This window comes from Rothia sp. P5764 (genome assembly GCF_048512965.1).
In the GTDB taxonomy this organism is placed as follows: Bacteria; Actinomycetota; Actinomycetes; order Actinomycetales; family Micrococcaceae; genus Rothia.
Genome location: NZ_JBLXXQ010000002.1, coordinates 338,960 through 353,909, shown reverse-complemented (window position 1 = coordinate 353,909; position 14,950 = coordinate 338,960). Strand labels below are relative to the sequence as shown.

The following is a 14,950-nucleotide window of genomic DNA, read 5'->3' as shown; positions in this document are numbered from 1 at the left end:
TATCCGTTCCAGCCGAAGGGCTAGAGGGGGTAGAGCAGAGCCTGGGTAGCCAGTAGCGTGAGCAGGAAGTCCTCGTCCCGCAGGGCTGATATGTCATCCACCATCTGCTGCAGATACCCAGCAACCTGGCGAGCGAAGAGACCTGCATCCAGTTCAGCTGTCGGGCTTTCGGGCAGGTCGGTTTCCAGTAGCAACCGCTCAGCAGGCACCTGGCGCACATAGGCCCGCCCGCGCTTGGTTGCCAACATCTGCGGGTGCACCGAGATATAACCGCCCAGCTTGATTAGCCGGGTTAGCTCGTCGCTGCTGCCCCCAAAACGGTGCATGACCGGGACGACAGAGCAATCAGGTGAAGTTAACTGATCAAGAAGGTCAAGCACCGGGCTGACCGCCCGAACCGCATGCAGAGAAAGCACATAGGTTTGATCTGCCGGCCATCCTGTAGCGGCTTGCTTGACTGACAGCAAGATACGCCCCAACACCTGCAGTTGGAGGTCAGCACTGGCTGTTTCTAAGCGCCGGGGGAGGAAGTCCAAGCCAATTTCACCGATAAACCTGGTGCTCATGACCTCTTCCTCAAAAATAGCGAGCTCCCGTTCGGCCTGCTCCGGTGAGGTAATCCACCAGGGGTGAAAGCCCAAAGAAAGCAGGGGAGCCTGACCTCTTAGACTAGAGCTGGGGGAGTAAGCTGCTAGCTCTTTATAGGCTGACGGTAGCAGGGTTTGGGCAACAACCTGTGCACCCTGAGCGATCAGGGAATTCATAAAAGGTTCGCGCAGCTTAGGGGCCAGAAAATCAAGGTGAAAATGAGAATCCAGAAGCAGACTAGGCATGCTGGTTCCCTCCTCTTCGACAGAGTTACTCACCGGGCTGAGGAGCAAGGTAGGGCGGTGCCTGAATCTCTTCCATGCCAGCTAGCTGGCGGATGACCCTACCTGCCAGCATCTGACCCATAATAGGCGGCATATAGCTCATGGACCCCAGGGTCTCTCCCTTGGTGTTTCCACCGGTCTTTTCCACGGCAAAGGGTAGCTCTGTGGAGAAAAGAACCTCTAGACCGTAGATACCACGTTTCTTGCACTCCGAGCGAATGACCCTGGACATGGAGCAGTTATAGGTCTTACGGATATTGGCGAACTCCAGCATAGTCGGGTCAAGCCGGTTGGCTGCACCCATAGAGGCTAGCAGGTTAATGTTGTTCTCTGCCGCCCAGCGGTAGACGGCCAGTTTCTGGGAGATAGTGTCGATGCAGTCAATGACGTAATCAGGGCGTGGGAACTGCCCAAGGGTCTCAGCAATGTTCTGCGGTGTCAGGAAAATCTGCTCGGCAATCACTTTGCAGTCGGGTTGAATCTCCTTAATCATGCCCTCCATGACCTGAGCTTTGACCTTGCCCAGGGTAGAGGTAAACGCCAGAGCCTGACGGTTGATGTTGCTCTCTTCAACCACATCTCGATCGAGCACAATCAGGTTACCTACCCCGCCCCGTGCTAGGGCTTCGGCGCAGGCAGAGCCTACCCCACCCAATCCAAGAACCATGACGGTCGCATCCTGCAGTTTTTGTAGACCCTCATCTCTAAGGACCAGTCTTAGCCGGGCAAAGCGTTCACTCTCAATTCCCACGGTGGGGCCCCTCTCATCTCGCACCAGGTTATTATCGCATACTTGAACCTAATCGCGCGGGGGCGGGCAAGGCACAAGACCTGTGCATCGGATAGGTTAGTAGAAAGATAAATCTCCAAAATGCTGTAGGCTACTAACCACGCATCACATGAGCTGGAGAATAATAAGGTTAGGTGCAGCTATGGCTGATATGGGCGCACTACCGGTCGGGGAATATGGAACTCCCGGGCCGCTGCGGGACCGGCTTGTCGCCGCAATTCTTAGCGGGCGGAAGACCGCGACCTCATCCCTATACGAGGAATACCGGCGCTTTGGGGAAGACCTGCCCCAGGTGGGCCAGCGCGAAATCGTTCTTGATTCACACCAGCATCCGGTCTGTCTAACCGAAACCGTAGCCGTGGAGGTACTGCCGGTGAGCGACATGAAACTTGACTTTGCTCTGGCAGAAGGTGAAGGGTTTACCTCGGTTGACGATTGGTGGGCGGCTCACCGTACTTTCTGGGGATCAGAAGACTACCGAACCCACTTGGGGCAACCGGAGATTGAGCTTGATGAAAATACCCTGGTGGTCTGCCAATGGTTTCGGATGCTCCCGCTACCGTCTAGCAGGTAATGGGCCAGAAGAGCTTGGCCCTTAGTGGATAGCAAAAATCATCAGGAGGGCCACCAGCACGAAGAGGGAACCAAAAATAAGGTTAAGAATCTTCTGCCCGCGCGGTGAATGGCTCAGCCGGGTCAGCGGCTGAGCCACCACAGCAAAACCGCCCCACATCACCGCAAGATCAATAGCCACCATGGTCACGGCCAGAATCAGATACTGGGGAAGTTGCTGCTGATCGGGTCTAATGAACTGCGGCATAAAGGCAAGCATAAAAACAATAACCTTAGGGTTAGACATATTCACCCAAAAGCCCCGACCAACCAAAGCCAGAGGGCGAAAGTCATAGCACTATCCAAAATCGGAGGCAAGACCCAAGCCGAAAGAACAAACAACAAATGGACACCCCCATCCCTGTAAACCCCTCATACAATGGTTGCTATGACTGCCCCCGCTTCGCAACGCCGCACCCTCCTAGCCCTAGCCCTCACTCAGGTCTTTGGAACCATCGGGCTAGGAGTCGCCCCTACCATCGGTATTCTGCTTGCCAGCGAGATGACCCACAGCCAGGCGCTCGCAGGAGTAGCGAGGACGGCTTCCACCTTTGGCGCGGCCCTATTCGGTATTCCGCTGGCCAACCTGGCAGCACGAACATCACGCCGGTGTGCTCTCTCGGTGGGCTGGCTGGTCGCAAGCCTGGGGGCTGCTCTTCTGGCATTCTCTGCAGGGGGCGCCTACCTTACCCCGGTTATCCTGGGTATGCTCATGATTGGTGCGGGGAGCGCAGCTAGCTACCAGGCACGGTTTGCAGCGGCCGACCAGGCCTCAGAGTCTCAGCCTGCCTCAGCCCTGAGCTTTATCGTGTGGGTGGGAACTATCGGTTCTGTGCTCGGGCCTAACATCGGTACGCCCGCCCGCCTGCTCTCTGAGCGGTGGGGTACCAACCTCTACGGCACAGCCTTCGGGCTAGCTGCCCTTGCTCTCTGCTTAGCTACAGCGATGGCCTACCTGTTCCTGCCTGCCCCCTCCCTTATATCGAATGTGACTGACCCGCCGGGAGTCAGCCCCCACCGGCCTTCTTTTGGTGCCCGGTGTGCAGCGGTTTACCGGCATATTGTTGGTAACGCTCAGGCACGGTGCGCTGTTCTTGCTCTGCTGGGTGCCCATACTGTGATGGTGAGCGTGATGACCATGACGCCGGTTCACATGAACCACCAGGGCGCCAGCATTGAAGTCATTGGCCTGACGATCAGCTTGCACGTTCTGGGCATGTTCGGCCTGTCCCCGCTCATGGGAATTGCCGCTGATAGGTTTGGGCAACGACCGGTTATTATGGCGGGGCTGATGACACTTGTACTTTCACTCGCACTAGCCATAGTTGCACCCGAGAACCAGCCTGTGATGGTACTTTCCCTGACCCTGCTGGGCTTGGGCTGGTCGGCGGTGTTTGTCGCCGGATCGGCGCTCTTTGCGGCCTCGCTCCCGCAGAAACAGAGAGTTGAAGCCTCAGGCGGCCTAGATGCGCTCATGAACCTGGGGGCAGCTATGGCAGCACTGGCATCAGGCCTTGTACTGGCGGCTGCATCCTTCCCTGTCCTTGCCGGGCTAGCTGGTCTGCTCCTTGCCCCCGGGGCGATAGGGCTGTGGGCTAGCAGACGCTAATTCCTGGGGACGGTCTACCTAGCTGACCTTAAAGTTCCTTATCTAATGCTTGACGTAGGTTCCTCGTGATAGCGGTTGCCTGCCCCATCACAAAGTACCTCACGGCAGGTTTAGCAATAAGGCCAAGTGGCTTGCGCACCAGGCCTTGGAGGGTGCCTATCTTCTTGCTGTTGGGCCGAACCCATACGAGAGATAGCTGGCAGATGCACCCATTTGAGTCCTCGGTGAGCTGGACTGAAACCTGTTGAGTGTTCAGCTGCGGTTCATGGGGGAACTTGAGCTCATACTCAATGCGCTTACTTTCTGCGTCTTTTCCTATGAGAGTGACTTCTTGAACCTGCCGGCTTGGTTTGCTTGGAACCTTAGAAAATTTTCCGGTGGGAGCAGCTGAGCGACCAAGCCAGGGTCCGGTGGATCCTGGCTTTACCTCGAGAGACTCGATAGCAGGTAGCCAGTTGGGGAGGTTGCTGGGGTTGCTGACGAATTCCCAGGCCTTTTGCGGGTTGGTCGGAAGGAATACCGTGTGACTTGCACCGATACGGTTCTGATGTGAAGTGTCAACAACCTGCCTGGATGTAGAGGAGGGCAGCTGTTCTAGGGCCGTTACAAGCGCTGAATGCTCTATCTTGGCTTCGCTCAGGATCTCTTGGATATACCCACTGGACTCTTGGGCCAGAGCAAGGGCTAGCTCACGGGATGTCTTTACCTGATTGAGAATTCTCCTTGCGCGGTCAGTCAGCTGGTAGCCAGCAAGCTCCGGGAGTGACACTGGGGCTGGTGCGCTGATACCGAGTTCTTTGAGTAGCTTGTTATCAACTGCTCTGGTCGCGCTAGCTAGGACTCTTGGGTGTGCTCTGTGACTGCGGAGGGTGACCCCGACTTGGCCAGCATCGAGTGCGAGAGCCATGAGCAGATCGGGCAGGTCGATGATATTTTTGCCTCGCTCTGTTGCAATATCCCGGGCTAGGGTAAGGGTTGCGATGTAATCAGTTAATGAAGGCGCCTGCTTGTTCTGTAGGGTCATGATTTCCTCCGTGGGAGAGGGATAGATGGGTCTATCCGTTTGGCGTACTTTTTGTGCACAGCCTGCCGGCTAACCCCTAGGCAATCTGCAATGGCCTGCCAGCTCATGCCGCTCTTGAGCGCGGCTTCGACTTGCTGATGTTCAAGAGAGTCGGCAAGAGCTTTCAGTGTTGCTACTGCACGCAGACCCCGTCTAGGGTCACTGGTGTTGGCTGCCTGATGGGTGGCTGCTTCTGGATCCATGATGTCAACCTTAGTTGCTAATGGGGGATAGTGTCAATATATGTTGACAATTGTCTAGATAGTTTTCCGTGCAGTCCCATGCTGACTCCGTGAGATAATAGGTCGGTGAATACCCTCCTGAGCAAGCAAATACTAGCCCTGGCTGACTCCCGTGGCACTGCCCTTGACCGACTCATTCTTGCTGACTCCAAAGACATGCGCCAGATTACTAAGGGGCCGGGGCAGGATATCTTGATTCTCGATGACCCCACCGGTGCTTTAACTTTGGAGTCACTAGCCCTAGTGCTTGCTCGCGGAGGGCGGGTGCTCAGCCGTCAACGCTCCTATGACCTAGCGCTAGAGCTCTTCCACACGGCTCACACCCTAGGGGAGGAAGCGTCCGCCCGCCTCCTCATAGCCGGCCTCGATAACAAAGGAGAGATAGACCCAGGCACCTTTGGCCTCACCAACTTTTTGGTAGCCCACAGCTTTCAGGGCAACTTAGCTTTGGGGCACCTACCTAAGAGCCACTCTGCACTAGCGGACACCAGCTACGATTTTTCCACCTACCAACAGGCCAAGGGAGCCGGGGCAACTCTGCTAGTAGGCGGTAATACTAAACACATGGTTCACACCTTTAACGAGACACTGGGGCAGAGCTTCGCCAGCGTTCGTGGACTGCGCGGCAAAGGCAAACACCGGTGCCTCTTAGCAACCGAACCAAAACCCCAGGGGAGTCCACCTAAGCTGGCTGGTGCGCTCGCCGCTTTTGGTGGGGTGTTCTCCGGCGGTAAGCCCGATGCTGGTGGTCAGCTCTTAGCCCGTGCCTTCCTTAGCGACCTTGCAAGCTCCGATAATGAGCTTGTGAACAAACGACCATTAACTCTGCTCGATTTAGGGTGCGGTAATGGCTCTGTGAGTTTGGACATCTTGGGTAGCTTACCTGTGGGGTGCCGGGTATCAGCGCTCTATGCCACTGACCTGGACCTTGACGCTATTCGCTCGGCTACAGTTAACCTCACTAAGAACCCTGCCGTACAGGTGAGCTGGGATGACGCTGCGAGTAGGTTACCTGATGCCAGCGTAGATGCTGTCCTGCTCAACCCGCCCTTCCATGTAGGAACAGCGGTGGACCTTACTTTGATTGGTCCTCTCCTGAGAGCCGCTTACCGTGTGCTGGCACCCGGTGGGCGCTTATATCTAGTACATAATTCGCACGCTCGCTATCGCCAGCAGGTAGAAGAACTCTTCATCAATACCCGCCAGCTGGAACGTACACCCACCTTTACCGTCTTGAGTGCCAGCAAGAAGTAGGCAGAAAGAAACTATGACTATCAAAATTATTGCCATCGGTAAGAAGCACGAGAAATGGGTTGCTGACGGAATTGATCGCTACGAAACCCGCCTGCGTAAGCCCTGGGACCTGACCTGGCAGTATTTACCGCACTCATCTTTGGCAGAAGAAGCCGCTCGTGCCGAAGAATCCCGGCGCATCCTGGAAAAAATTGACCGTGATGATTACCTGATTCTGCTCGATGAGCGGGGCAAGATGCTCAGCTCCCCGGGGTTATCTCGGGTTCTTCAGGCACAGCTGGGTTTTAAACGGATCGTCCTGGTGATCGGTGGGGCCTACGGGGTAGATGAGACAGTGCGTTCCCGCGCCAATACTGTATGGAGCCTTTCGGAGCTGGTCTTTCCCCATCAGCTGGTCCGACTGATTATTACCGAGCAGATTTACCGGGCCGGTGAAATTGCGGCTGGGCGCCCCTATCACCACCAATAGGGTCGGGTCTCAGAGGTTATTGTTACTTAGCTTTCTAGGGAGCTTGAGACAGTTTTGAGCACAAACTGTCAGCTCCCGGCGCGTAGCATTACCTCAAGAGCCTGCCAACCGGCTATATTTTTATGTATGGCAAAGAAAAAAGTTACCGTAGTATCCGCGCTTGCGGCGACCGCCCTGCTCGCTGGCTGTGCGCAAACCACTGTTCCCGGCCTGGGCTTCGAAAAAACTGACGGCTGGGGTGGCCGTGACGACATCACCTTTGAGGTAACTGCCGAACATAACGGCGCCGAAGTACCCGCAACCGTCACTGTTTACCAGGACCAGATTAGTTTTGAGGGCAACAGCACAGAATTTGAAGGCGAAAACTTCTACAAGCTGACCTTCGACGACCTGGCAGACCTCTCAGGTTCCCAGCTCCGTATTTCAGTTTCAGCTCAGGATGCTGAGGCCGAGGTCTCCTGCGCTATTAAGGGTACCGGCTACTCTCTTAAAGAAGGCGAGCATGTTAACCACAACAACGCGGCTGAGGGCACCGGTAGCGCAACCTGCGTTCTCAATGTTGCATAACCAATAACACTCTCTCATCACACACAGGTGGGCGCCGCAGACGGTGCCCACCTTACGCTTTAAGGCCGAGCCAAATATGCGTTGAGAGCAAGAATATGAAAAACTAGCCCTATGAGCACTCCCGGGGCGCACGAACTAAGAACCATCGTTGCAGAAGCAGCTGACGAAGCCGCCAACATCGTTTACCGTGTTGGCGATAACATTCACTCATTCCGAGCCAAACGTGCCCGCCAAACCGGGCTTGAACCCGTCCTCGTTCCCAGCGTTGGGTACGGTGGGCAAGGTTGGGTCCGGATACTCGGACGGGCACTCTACAAAACAAACCTGTTTGAGGAGTTCTTTGACTCTGTTGAAAAAGGCGACCCCTCCGTGGACCCTGTGCGGGGCTGGCGGTCCTTTACCTCGGTAGCGATTTCTCACGCCCCGATTAACGTCACCATTGACGGTCTAACCCACACAGTTTATACAGACCGAGGGGGAGTAATTGATGAGAAGCTCAAGCTGGACCTTGCACCCGGTCTGCACGACGTCACGATGTCCACAGAGGGGAGCCAGCCGGTAACCACCAGCGTCTACATCGTACCCGAAGACCAAACCCTGGGCATTATCTGCGACGTGGACGATACTGTCATGAACACGGCCCTTCCCCGGCCTTTCGTGGCAGCCTGGAACAGTTTTGTGCTCAACGAGCACGCCAGGAGTGCGACCCCCGGCATGGCGGTGATGATGGATCGCCTACACCGAGCTCACCCCAAGGCGCCTTTCATGTATCTTTCCACCGGTGCCTGGAACGTTACCCCCACCCTCCGCCGCTTTCTGCACCGTAACGGCTACCCCAAAGGCACCTTCCTGCTCACCGACTGGGGGCCCACCCCTGATCGCTGGTTCCGCTCCGGATCGCTCCATAAAGTAAACGCCCTCAAACGCCTTGCCGGTGAGTTCCCCAATATACGGTGGATTCTCATCGGTGATGATGGTCAGCGGGACCCCGAAATCTACAATGGGTTTGCTGTGCGCTACCCCCAGAATGTAGAAGCAATCCTGATTCGTAACCTCACCTTTGGCGAATCGGTCCTTTCCTCAGGCCGTGTCTGGGGCGATAATCGAGCCCGCGATATCATCAAAGGTGACCTCTGGCTGGAAGGCAATGACGGTACTGCCCTCTACGAGCAGTTGAAAGAACGCGGCCTAGTGTAGCCCTTGTCCCCCCAAAACCTTAAAAAGCACCCTTGTCAAGCCTGGCAAGGGTGCTTTTTCGATGACACACCTTGGTAAAAAAATCTCTTAAATCTTGGTCAACAAGCCTTAAAGGCTCAAGGCTCAATTTAGGGTTAAGCGCCATTCCCTTGTAAATACGCGGTAGCTTTAGCCACCCGGTGCGAGCCCGGGAACAGAGCCTGCATCGTAACTCACATGATGGGGCAACTGAGCTACGGTAACCGATAAATATGTGGATAACCCCCTTAAAGCGCGGAAACCCGCGGAAGGCCCTGTGGATAGACGTCGACCAAAAATTTTTTCGTAACAGACCACACTATGTTGGGCTAGGTGCGTGCTTTGAACACTAGATGTAGTATTAAATCCCGGTTCGGGGGATAAGGGAGATTCCTCCCCAGAACACCCCCACACAGCTCGCAAGGGCTGTTCGCTTCAGTCACTTCCTGCGCAAGCGGGATACCAAGGAGAGACCCCACCATGACCGTAACGGTGTACACCAAGCCAGCATGCGTTCAGTGCAACATGACCTACCGCGCACTCGATAAGCTCGGAGTCGAATACAACACCGTTGATATCACCGAGGACCCCGCAGCGCTAGAACTTATCAAGGGCATGGGTTACCTGCAGGCACCCGTTGTGATCGCCGGCGAAAACCACTGGTCAGGTTTCCAGCCCGACCGCATTAACTCTCTAGCCGAACTCGCCGCTTAAAAATCTTCTGGGGCTCTAGAGGACTGTACAGCCAGCAAGGGCCCCTTGAACTGCCGCCGTATAAGAGCAGGCAAGAACCCAGTAACTACAACCTCAGGCCAGGCGACTGCGCTCATGGAAAAACCCCAGTACACACCAGAACAGATCACGAGCCAACCCACTATCGTTTACTTCTCATCAGTTTCTGAAAACACACACAAGTTCATCCAGAAAACCGGGATAAACAGTGTCAGGCTCCCCCTGAAAACCAAGGACGAGCCACCCCTAGTAGACCACCCCTACGTCCTCTGTCTACCAAGCTACGGGCGTCCAGGAGGGGCCGGATCTATCCCACCTCAGGTGCTGAAGTTCCTCAACATCCCAGAAAACCGCCGTTTCCTACAAGGAGTCATTGGAGCCGGGAACACAAACTTTGGTGACCTTTACTGCGTAGCAGCAGATAAAGTCGCCGCTAAATGTCAGGTACCGGTGCTCTTCAAATTTGAATTGATGGGCACCCAAGAAGACGTAGACACCGTACGAAAAGGACTAGAAGAATTTTGGACTCAAAACTCCCTGTACCCGGTCTCAGCCTAGAACCAGGCCACGAGGACCCAAGCACCCCCGAAAAATACCAGGGCATGGGGTACCACGAGCTCAACGCCCTGCTAAATCTATACGATGAGAAGGGCCAGATTCAGTTCGAGGCTGACCGGCAAGCAGCCCGCCAGTACTTCTTGCAGCACGTCAACAACAACACTGTTTTCTTCCACGACCTAGAAGAAAAGATTGACTACCTCATCAAGCACCAGTACTACGAGCCAGAGATCTTCGAAAAGTACCCCTTCGAGTTCGTCAAAGAGCTTTCTAAACTGGCCTACTCCAAGAAGTTCCGCTTCCCCACCTTCCTGGGGGCCTTCAAGTTCTACACCTCCTACGCGCTCAAAACTTTTGACGGTCAGCGCTACCTGGAACGCTTCGAAGACCGCGTGGTCATGGTAGCCCTGCTGCTAGCAGAGGGCGATCAGGCTCTTGCCACCAAGATTGTTGAAGAGGTCATCGCAGGTCGTTTCCAGCCGGCGACCCCCACCTTCCTGAACGCCGGTAAGAAGCAGCGTGGCGAACTGGTTTCTTGCTTCTTGCTGCGCATCGAAGACAACATGGAGTCCATCGGACGCTCCATCAACTCGGCCCTGCAGCTCTCCAAGCGCGGCGGCGGTGTGGCTTTTGCGCTCACCAACCTGCGTGAAGCCGGCGCACCCATCAAGAAGATTGAGAACCAGTCCTCGGGTGTTATCCCCGTGATGAAGCTCCTGGAAGACTCCTTCTCCTACGCCAACCAGCTAGGTGCCCGTCAGGGTGCAGGTGCCGTCTACCTGCACGCCCACCACCCAGATATCTACTCCTTCCTGGACACCAAACGCGAAAACGCTGACGAAAAGATCCGTATTAAGACCCTGTCCCTGGGCGTAGTCATCCCCGATATCACCTTCGAACTGGCTAAGAAGAACGAGGACATGTACCTCTTCTCGCCCTACGATGTTGAGCGTATCTACGGCCTACCTTTCTCAGATATCAACGTCTCTGAGAAGTACTACGAAATGGTCGATGATGCTCGCATCAAGAAGACTAAAATCAAGGCCCGCGAATTCTTCCAGACCCTGGCAGAAATCCAGTTCGAGTCCGGCTACCCCTACGTCATGTTTGAGGACACCGTCAACAAGGCCAACCCCATCGACGGCAAAATCATTATGTCCAACCTCTGCTCCGAGATCCTGCAGGTTTCTGAGCCCTCGGTTTACAACCCCGACCTGGGTTACGCAACCGTTGGCAAGGACATCTCTTGCAACCTGGGTTCACTCAACATTGCCCTGGCAATGGACGGTGGTGATCTGGGTCAGACCGTGGGAACCGCAATTCGCGCGCTAACAGCAGTCTCAGACCAGTCTGATATTCGCTCCGTACCTTCCATCGAACGCGGTAACTCCATGAGCCACGCCGTTGGCCTGGGACAGATGAACCTGCACGGCTACTTGGCCCGCGAGCATATCTACTACGGTTCCGAAGAAGCACTTGATTTCACCAACATGTACTTCTACACCGTCACCTACCACGCAATCCGCGCCTCTATGGAAATCGCCCGTGAACGCAAGGAAACCTTTGCGGGGTTCGACAAGTCCAAGTACGCCAGCGGCGAGTACTTTGAGAAGTACATCAACGGAACCTGGGACTTTGAGACCGAACGAGCCCGTGAACTCTTTACAGGACACTCTGTACCCACCGCTGATGACTGGAAGCAGCTGGCTGCCAACGTCGCCGAGTACGGTATGTACAACCAGAACCTGCAGGCCGTTCCGCCCACCGGCTCAATCTCCTACATTAACGGGTCAACCTCATCGATTCACCCGATTGCCTCCAAGATTGAGATCCGCAAGGAAGGCAAACTGGGCCGTGTCTACTACCCCGCGCCCTACATGAACAACGAGAACCTGGACTACTACCAGGACTCCTACGAAATCGGGTACGAGAAGATCATCGACACCTACGCTGTTGCCACCCAGCACGTGGATCAGGGCCTGTCGTTGACCCTCTTCTTCAAGGACACCGCAACTACCCGCGACGTCAACAAGGCCCAGATTTATGCCTGGCGAAAGGGCATTAAGACCATCTACTATTCGCGTATCCGCCAGATGGCTCTTGAAGGGACCGAAGTCGAAGGCTGCGTGTCCTGCATGCTCTAAAGGCTTGAAGCTTGCTGGGCTGGACTATGAAGCCCAGCAAGCTTTTTCGAGCCCGGCGGGGGAGCACCCCTAAACCCGCCTCAAGGTCACCATGCTTTTTACCCGGTAGGGTGACAGAATAGAAACAAAAGTGCCCTCACCGGCACACATACCACCCCCATGCGAGGAGAACCCATCACCATGAGTGAGAAGGTCGAACTGGTCCATCACGTTGAAGCAATCAACTGGAACCGTATCGAAGATGAAAAAGACCTAGAGGTCTGGGACCGCCTGACCGCCAACTTCTGGCTACCAGAAAAGGTGCCGCTCTCCAACGACGTCCAGTCCTGGAAGACCCTCACCGAGGAAGAAAAGCAGCTCACCATGCGCGTCTTCACCGGCCTGACCCTGCTGGACACCATCCAGGGAACCGTTGGCGCTGTCTCCTTGCTGCCAGATGCCGTAACTGCCCACGAAGAAGCCGTGTACACCAACATCGCTTTCATGGAGTCCGTACACGCCAAGAGCTACTCATCCATCTTCTCTACGCTCTGCTCCACCAAGGAAATCGATGAGGTCTTCCGCTGGTCCACCGAGAACGAGCACCTGCAGAAGAAGGCCCGCATCGTCATGGACTACTACCAGGGCAGCGATCCCCTTAAGAAGAAGGTAGCTTCAACCTTGCTGGAATCCTTCCTCTTCTACTCCGGCTTCTACCTGCCCATGTACTGGTCCTCTCGTGCCAAGCTCACCAACACCGCAGACCTGATCCGCCTGATTATCAGGGACGAAGCCGTGCACGGTTATTACATTGGCTACAAGTTCCAGCGCGCTCTTGAAAAGGAAACCCCCGAGCGCCAGGCAGAACTTAAGGAATACACCTTCGACCTGCTCTACGAACTCTACGAGAACGAAGTGGCCTACACCCACTCACTCTACGACGGGGTTGGCCTGAGCGAGGACGTTAAGAAGTTTCTGCATTACAATGCCAACAAGGCACTCATGAACCTAGGCTACGAGGCTATGTTCCCGGCAACCGTCACTAACGTGTCACCGGCAATTCTGGCAGCCCTGTCACCCAACGCTGATGAGAACCACGACTTCTTCTCTGGCTCCGGCTCATCCTACGTGATCGGCAAGGCCGTTAACACAGAGGACGAGGATTGGGACTTCTAAGCTAAGCCCCAACGTTTAACCTGAAGAAAGCTGCCTCTCCACCCCACACAAGCGGGGGAGAGGCATGACAGGTGCGTTCACCAGTAGCTGCCCGCGCTCCAGGAGACGAGCCAGATAGCCAGAGAAAGAGAGCTATGCCTGCCGCCATCACCAGCTATGTAGCTGTAGAAGAAATTTTGGCCGCCCAACTGTCGGTAGATTTGTGCCTACCTGAACAGGCCATTGCCATAGCTCGTCAGCACGGTTCCACCCAGCTTTCTGCGCCTCGACTACCGCTGGACCAAATGCACCCGGCCCGTCGCCGCTACCGTGACCACTGGGAGCTGAGGCTAATAAACTTTCGAGGGCTGACGGTGATTTGCGCCCAGCACCCGCGAGTCCGCGAGGCCGCCGATAACCTACTAGCAGGGGACAACGGCAACTGGGTGGGGGACTACTCCGAACTGCGCAAACTCAACGATTACCTGACCCCCTATGCGCTACAGCTAAGCGGTACCTCGCTCTTCTATACCCCCGGCAAAGATTTTTGGCAGGAACAGAATCTACAACGGTCTGCCCCCGCAGGCTTTGAGTACCGGTGGCTTGAGCCGGAAGAATTCGAGAAATTCCGGGGCGATAGCCGCTTCGAAAATGCCCTGGGTTTCAAGGAGCTCCGCCCGGATGTCCAGGTACTGGGGGCCCTTGCCGGGGGCGAAGTGGTTGCTCTTTCAGGGGCTAGCGAAGACTCCAACTGGTGCCGGCAAATTGGGATTGATGTGCTCCCCGAGTACCGGGGTAGGGGGCTGGCTTCTTATCTGGTGCGTGAACTTGCAGTTGCTATTCTGCTGGAAGGATTCGTTCCTTTCTACGGTACAAGCCCCTCACATATCCTGAGCCAGCAGGTAGCCCTGAAGGCCGGTCTGCGCCCGGCCTGGTGGGAGTTTGTCTCGACCAGTCTTAATGAAATTTCGGTGAGCTAATGGTAGAGATTCGGCGGCCTGGCCGAGAGGGGTCGAGGATGGCCAACACGATTGAGCGTGCTTTAGAAACCGTCAGGGCTGTGGGCAGGGGGGAGGAAGAATCACATATTAGGCTTTACCGCCCTGCGGCTGCTCTTGCCTTTGGACGTAGGGATCAGCTCAATCCTGGCTTTGAAGAGGCAGCGCAGCTAGCGCAAGCACACGGTTTTGAACCCCTTGTTCGGCGGGTGGGCGGACGAGCTGCCGCTTACCACCGGGGGTGCCTGGTCATTGACCATTTTCAGCACGACCCGGATGCGGTCAGTGGCAACCACCTGCGCTACCGGCAGTTTGGGGACTTACTCGCTCAGGCGCTCGAAACACTGGGGGTAGAGGCTGGCCTGGGAGAGATAGCGGGGGAGTACTGCCCCGGTGAGTATTCAGTCTGGGGTCAGCTGTCCAAGGGTAAGAAGGTTAAACTGGTTGGAACAGCTCAGCGGGTTGTCGCTGGTGCCTGGTGGTTTTCAGCGGGGATAGTAGTGCAAGATTCAGCACCCCTGCGCGCGGTCACTCGCGATGTTTATCAGGCTTTAGAGCTACCGTTAGACCCTGCAACAGTCGGTGCAGTCCAGGACATTGAGCCTTTAGTGACCGTTGATGATGTCGAAGATGCCCTCCTTGACGCCTACGAAAAGGGGGGGTTCTCATGTGTGGCCGCTACGCCCTAGAG

General features: G+C 55.6%; 17 protein-coding genes. 12 read left to right on the top strand and 5 right to left on the bottom strand.

Features of this window, described 5'->3' with window-relative positions; translation table 11 throughout:
• Window positions 1-20 precede the first annotated feature (20 nt).
• Both ACN08Y_RS05280 and ACN08Y_RS05275 read right to left on the bottom strand, forming a co-directional pair.
• Window positions 21-833, bottom strand: coding sequence for a TatD family hydrolase (locus ACN08Y_RS05280; protein WP_419112037.1), 813 nt, complete (start codon window positions 831-833; stop codon window positions 21-23).
• A gap of 25 nt (window positions 834-858) precedes the next feature.
• Complete coding sequence (locus tag ACN08Y_RS05275; RefSeq protein ID WP_419112036.1) at window positions 859-1,623, bottom strand: ThiF family adenylyltransferase; 765 nt, start codon at window positions 1,621-1,623, stop codon at window positions 859-861.
• Window positions 1,624-1,804: 181 nt separating this feature from the next.
• On the opposite strand from ACN08Y_RS05275, the gene ACN08Y_RS05270 reads away from it, so the two are divergent.
• Entirely contained in the window at window positions 1,805-2,236 is a 432-nt protein-coding gene (locus tag ACN08Y_RS05270) for an ASCH domain-containing protein (protein WP_419112035.1), read from the top strand.
• Between the two features lie 21 nt (window positions 2,237-2,257).
• Here ACN08Y_RS05270 and ACN08Y_RS05265 read toward each other — a convergent pair whose 3' ends face one another.
• A complete protein-coding gene (locus ACN08Y_RS05265; RefSeq protein ID WP_419112034.1) occupies window positions 2,258-2,548 on the bottom strand; it encodes a LysE family transporter in 291 nt (96 codons plus the stop codon).
• Window positions 2,549-2,662: 114 nt separating this feature from the next.
• Between ACN08Y_RS05265 and ACN08Y_RS05260 the strand changes: the two genes are divergently transcribed.
• The gene (locus ACN08Y_RS05260; protein WP_419112033.1) at window positions 2,663-3,883 is read left to right on the top strand and encodes an MFS transporter; all 1,221 of its coding nucleotides are present in this window, start codon (window positions 2,663-2,665) and stop codon (window positions 3,881-3,883) included.
• A gap of 28 nt (window positions 3,884-3,911) precedes the next feature.
• Here the strand turns inward: ACN08Y_RS05260 and ACN08Y_RS05255 are convergent, their stop codons facing one another.
• Window positions 3,912-4,907 (bottom strand): SRPBCC family protein, encoded by a 996-nt coding sequence (locus ACN08Y_RS05255; RefSeq protein WP_419112032.1) that lies wholly within the window; start codon window positions 4,905-4,907, stop codon window positions 3,912-3,914.
• Window positions 4,904-5,149, bottom strand: coding sequence for a hypothetical protein (locus ACN08Y_RS05250; RefSeq protein ID WP_419099593.1), 246 nt, complete (start codon window positions 5,147-5,149; stop codon window positions 4,904-4,906). Before ACN08Y_RS05250 ends, ACN08Y_RS05255 begins: the two co-directional genes overlap by 4 nt.
• Window positions 5,150-5,254: 105 nt before the next feature.
• Here ACN08Y_RS05250 and ACN08Y_RS05245 point away from each other — a divergent pair, with 105 nt between their 5' ends.
• The 10 genes from ACN08Y_RS05245 (at window position 5,255) to ACN08Y_RS05200 (ending at window position 14,948) form a co-directional block, all read left to right on the top strand.
• On the top strand, window positions 5,255-6,442 hold the full coding sequence (locus tag ACN08Y_RS05245; protein WP_419112031.1) for a class I SAM-dependent methyltransferase: 1,188 nt from the start codon (window positions 5,255-5,257) through the stop codon (window positions 6,440-6,442).
• A 13-nt stretch (window positions 6,443-6,455) separates the two neighbouring features.
• The gene (locus ACN08Y_RS05240) at window positions 6,456-6,911 is read left to right on the top strand and encodes a 23S rRNA (pseudouridine(1915)-N(3))-methyltransferase RlmH (RefSeq protein WP_419105304.1); all 456 of its coding nucleotides are present in this window, start codon (window positions 6,456-6,458) and stop codon (window positions 6,909-6,911) included.
• 126 nt (window positions 6,912-7,037) lie between these two features.
• On the top strand, window positions 7,038-7,478 hold the full coding sequence (locus tag ACN08Y_RS05235) for a hypothetical protein (RefSeq protein WP_419105303.1): 441 nt from the start codon (window positions 7,038-7,040) through the stop codon (window positions 7,476-7,478).
• 111 nt (window positions 7,479-7,589) lie between these two features.
• Window positions 7,590-8,675, top strand: coding sequence for an App1 family protein (locus tag ACN08Y_RS05230; protein ID WP_419099597.1), 1,086 nt, complete (start codon window positions 7,590-7,592; stop codon window positions 8,673-8,675).
• 498 nt (window positions 8,676-9,173) lie between these two features.
• Entirely contained in the window at window positions 9,174-9,407 is a 234-nt protein-coding gene (gene nrdH, locus ACN08Y_RS05225; protein WP_419099598.1) for a glutaredoxin-like protein NrdH, read from the top strand.
• 114 nt (window positions 9,408-9,521) lie between these two features.
• Entirely contained in the window at window positions 9,522-9,983 is a 462-nt protein-coding gene (gene nrdI / locus ACN08Y_RS05220) for a class Ib ribonucleoside-diphosphate reductase assembly flavoprotein NrdI (protein ID WP_419099599.1), read from the top strand.
• A complete protein-coding gene (gene nrdE / locus ACN08Y_RS05215; protein ID WP_419099600.1) occupies window positions 9,947-12,127 on the top strand; it encodes a class 1b ribonucleoside-diphosphate reductase subunit alpha in 2,181 nt (726 codons plus the stop codon). The genes nrdI and nrdE overlap by 37 nt, the downstream gene beginning before the upstream one ends.
• Before the next feature lie 180 nt (window positions 12,128-12,307).
• Window positions 12,308-13,282, top strand: coding sequence for a class 1b ribonucleoside-diphosphate reductase subunit beta (gene nrdF / locus ACN08Y_RS05210; RefSeq protein WP_419099601.1), 975 nt, complete (start codon window positions 12,308-12,310; stop codon window positions 13,280-13,282).
• A 134-nt stretch (window positions 13,283-13,416) separates the two neighbouring features.
• The gene (locus ACN08Y_RS05205; RefSeq protein WP_419105301.1) at window positions 13,417-14,241 is read left to right on the top strand and encodes a GNAT family N-acetyltransferase; all 825 of its coding nucleotides are present in this window, start codon (window positions 13,417-13,419) and stop codon (window positions 14,239-14,241) included.
• Window positions 14,242-14,279: 38 nt separating this feature from the next.
• The gene (locus tag ACN08Y_RS05200) at window positions 14,280-14,948 is read left to right on the top strand and encodes a lipoate--protein ligase family protein (RefSeq protein WP_419112030.1); all 669 of its coding nucleotides are present in this window, start codon (window positions 14,280-14,282) and stop codon (window positions 14,946-14,948) included.
• Window positions 14,949-14,950 lie beyond the last annotated feature (2 nt).

Bases quoted from the DNA above. Each gene is read 5' to 3' on its own strand.
- ACN08Y_RS05280 (WP_419112037.1), bottom strand. From the start codon at position 833: ATGCCTAGTCTGCTTCTGGATTCTCATTTTCACCTTGATTTTCTGGCC.
- ACN08Y_RS05270 (WP_419112035.1), top strand. From the start codon at position 1,805: ATGGCTGATATGGGCGCACTACCGGTCGGGGAATATGGAACTCCCGGG.
- ACN08Y_RS05260 (WP_419112033.1), top strand. From the start codon at position 2,663: ATGACTGCCCCCGCTTCGCAACGCCGCACCCTCCTAGCCCTAGCCCTC.
- ACN08Y_RS05255 (WP_419112032.1), bottom strand. From the start codon at position 4,907: ATGACCCTACAGAACAAGCAGGCGCCTTCATTAACTGATTACATCGCA.
- ACN08Y_RS05250 (WP_419099593.1), bottom strand. From the start codon at position 5,149: ATGGATCCAGAAGCAGCCACCCATCAGGCAGCCAACACCAGTGACCCT.
- ACN08Y_RS05240 (WP_419105304.1), top strand. From the start codon at position 6,456: ATGACTATCAAAATTATTGCCATCGGTAAGAAGCACGAGAAATGGGTT.
- ACN08Y_RS05235 (WP_419105303.1), top strand. From the start codon at position 7,038: ATGGCAAAGAAAAAAGTTACCGTAGTATCCGCGCTTGCGGCGACCGCC.
- ACN08Y_RS05230 (WP_419099597.1), top strand. From the start codon at position 7,590: ATGAGCACTCCCGGGGCGCACGAACTAAGAACCATCGTTGCAGAAGCA.
- nrdH (WP_419099598.1), top strand. From the start codon at position 9,174: ATGACCGTAACGGTGTACACCAAGCCAGCATGCGTTCAGTGCAACATG.
- nrdI (WP_419099599.1), top strand. From the start codon at position 9,522: ATGGAAAAACCCCAGTACACACCAGAACAGATCACGAGCCAACCCACT.
- nrdF (WP_419099601.1), top strand. From the start codon at position 12,308: ATGAGTGAGAAGGTCGAACTGGTCCATCACGTTGAAGCAATCAACTGG.
- ACN08Y_RS05205 (WP_419105301.1), top strand. From the start codon at position 13,417: ATGCCTGCCGCCATCACCAGCTATGTAGCTGTAGAAGAAATTTTGGCC.
- ACN08Y_RS05200 (WP_419112030.1), top strand. From the start codon at position 14,280: ATGGCCAACACGATTGAGCGTGCTTTAGAAACCGTCAGGGCTGTGGGC.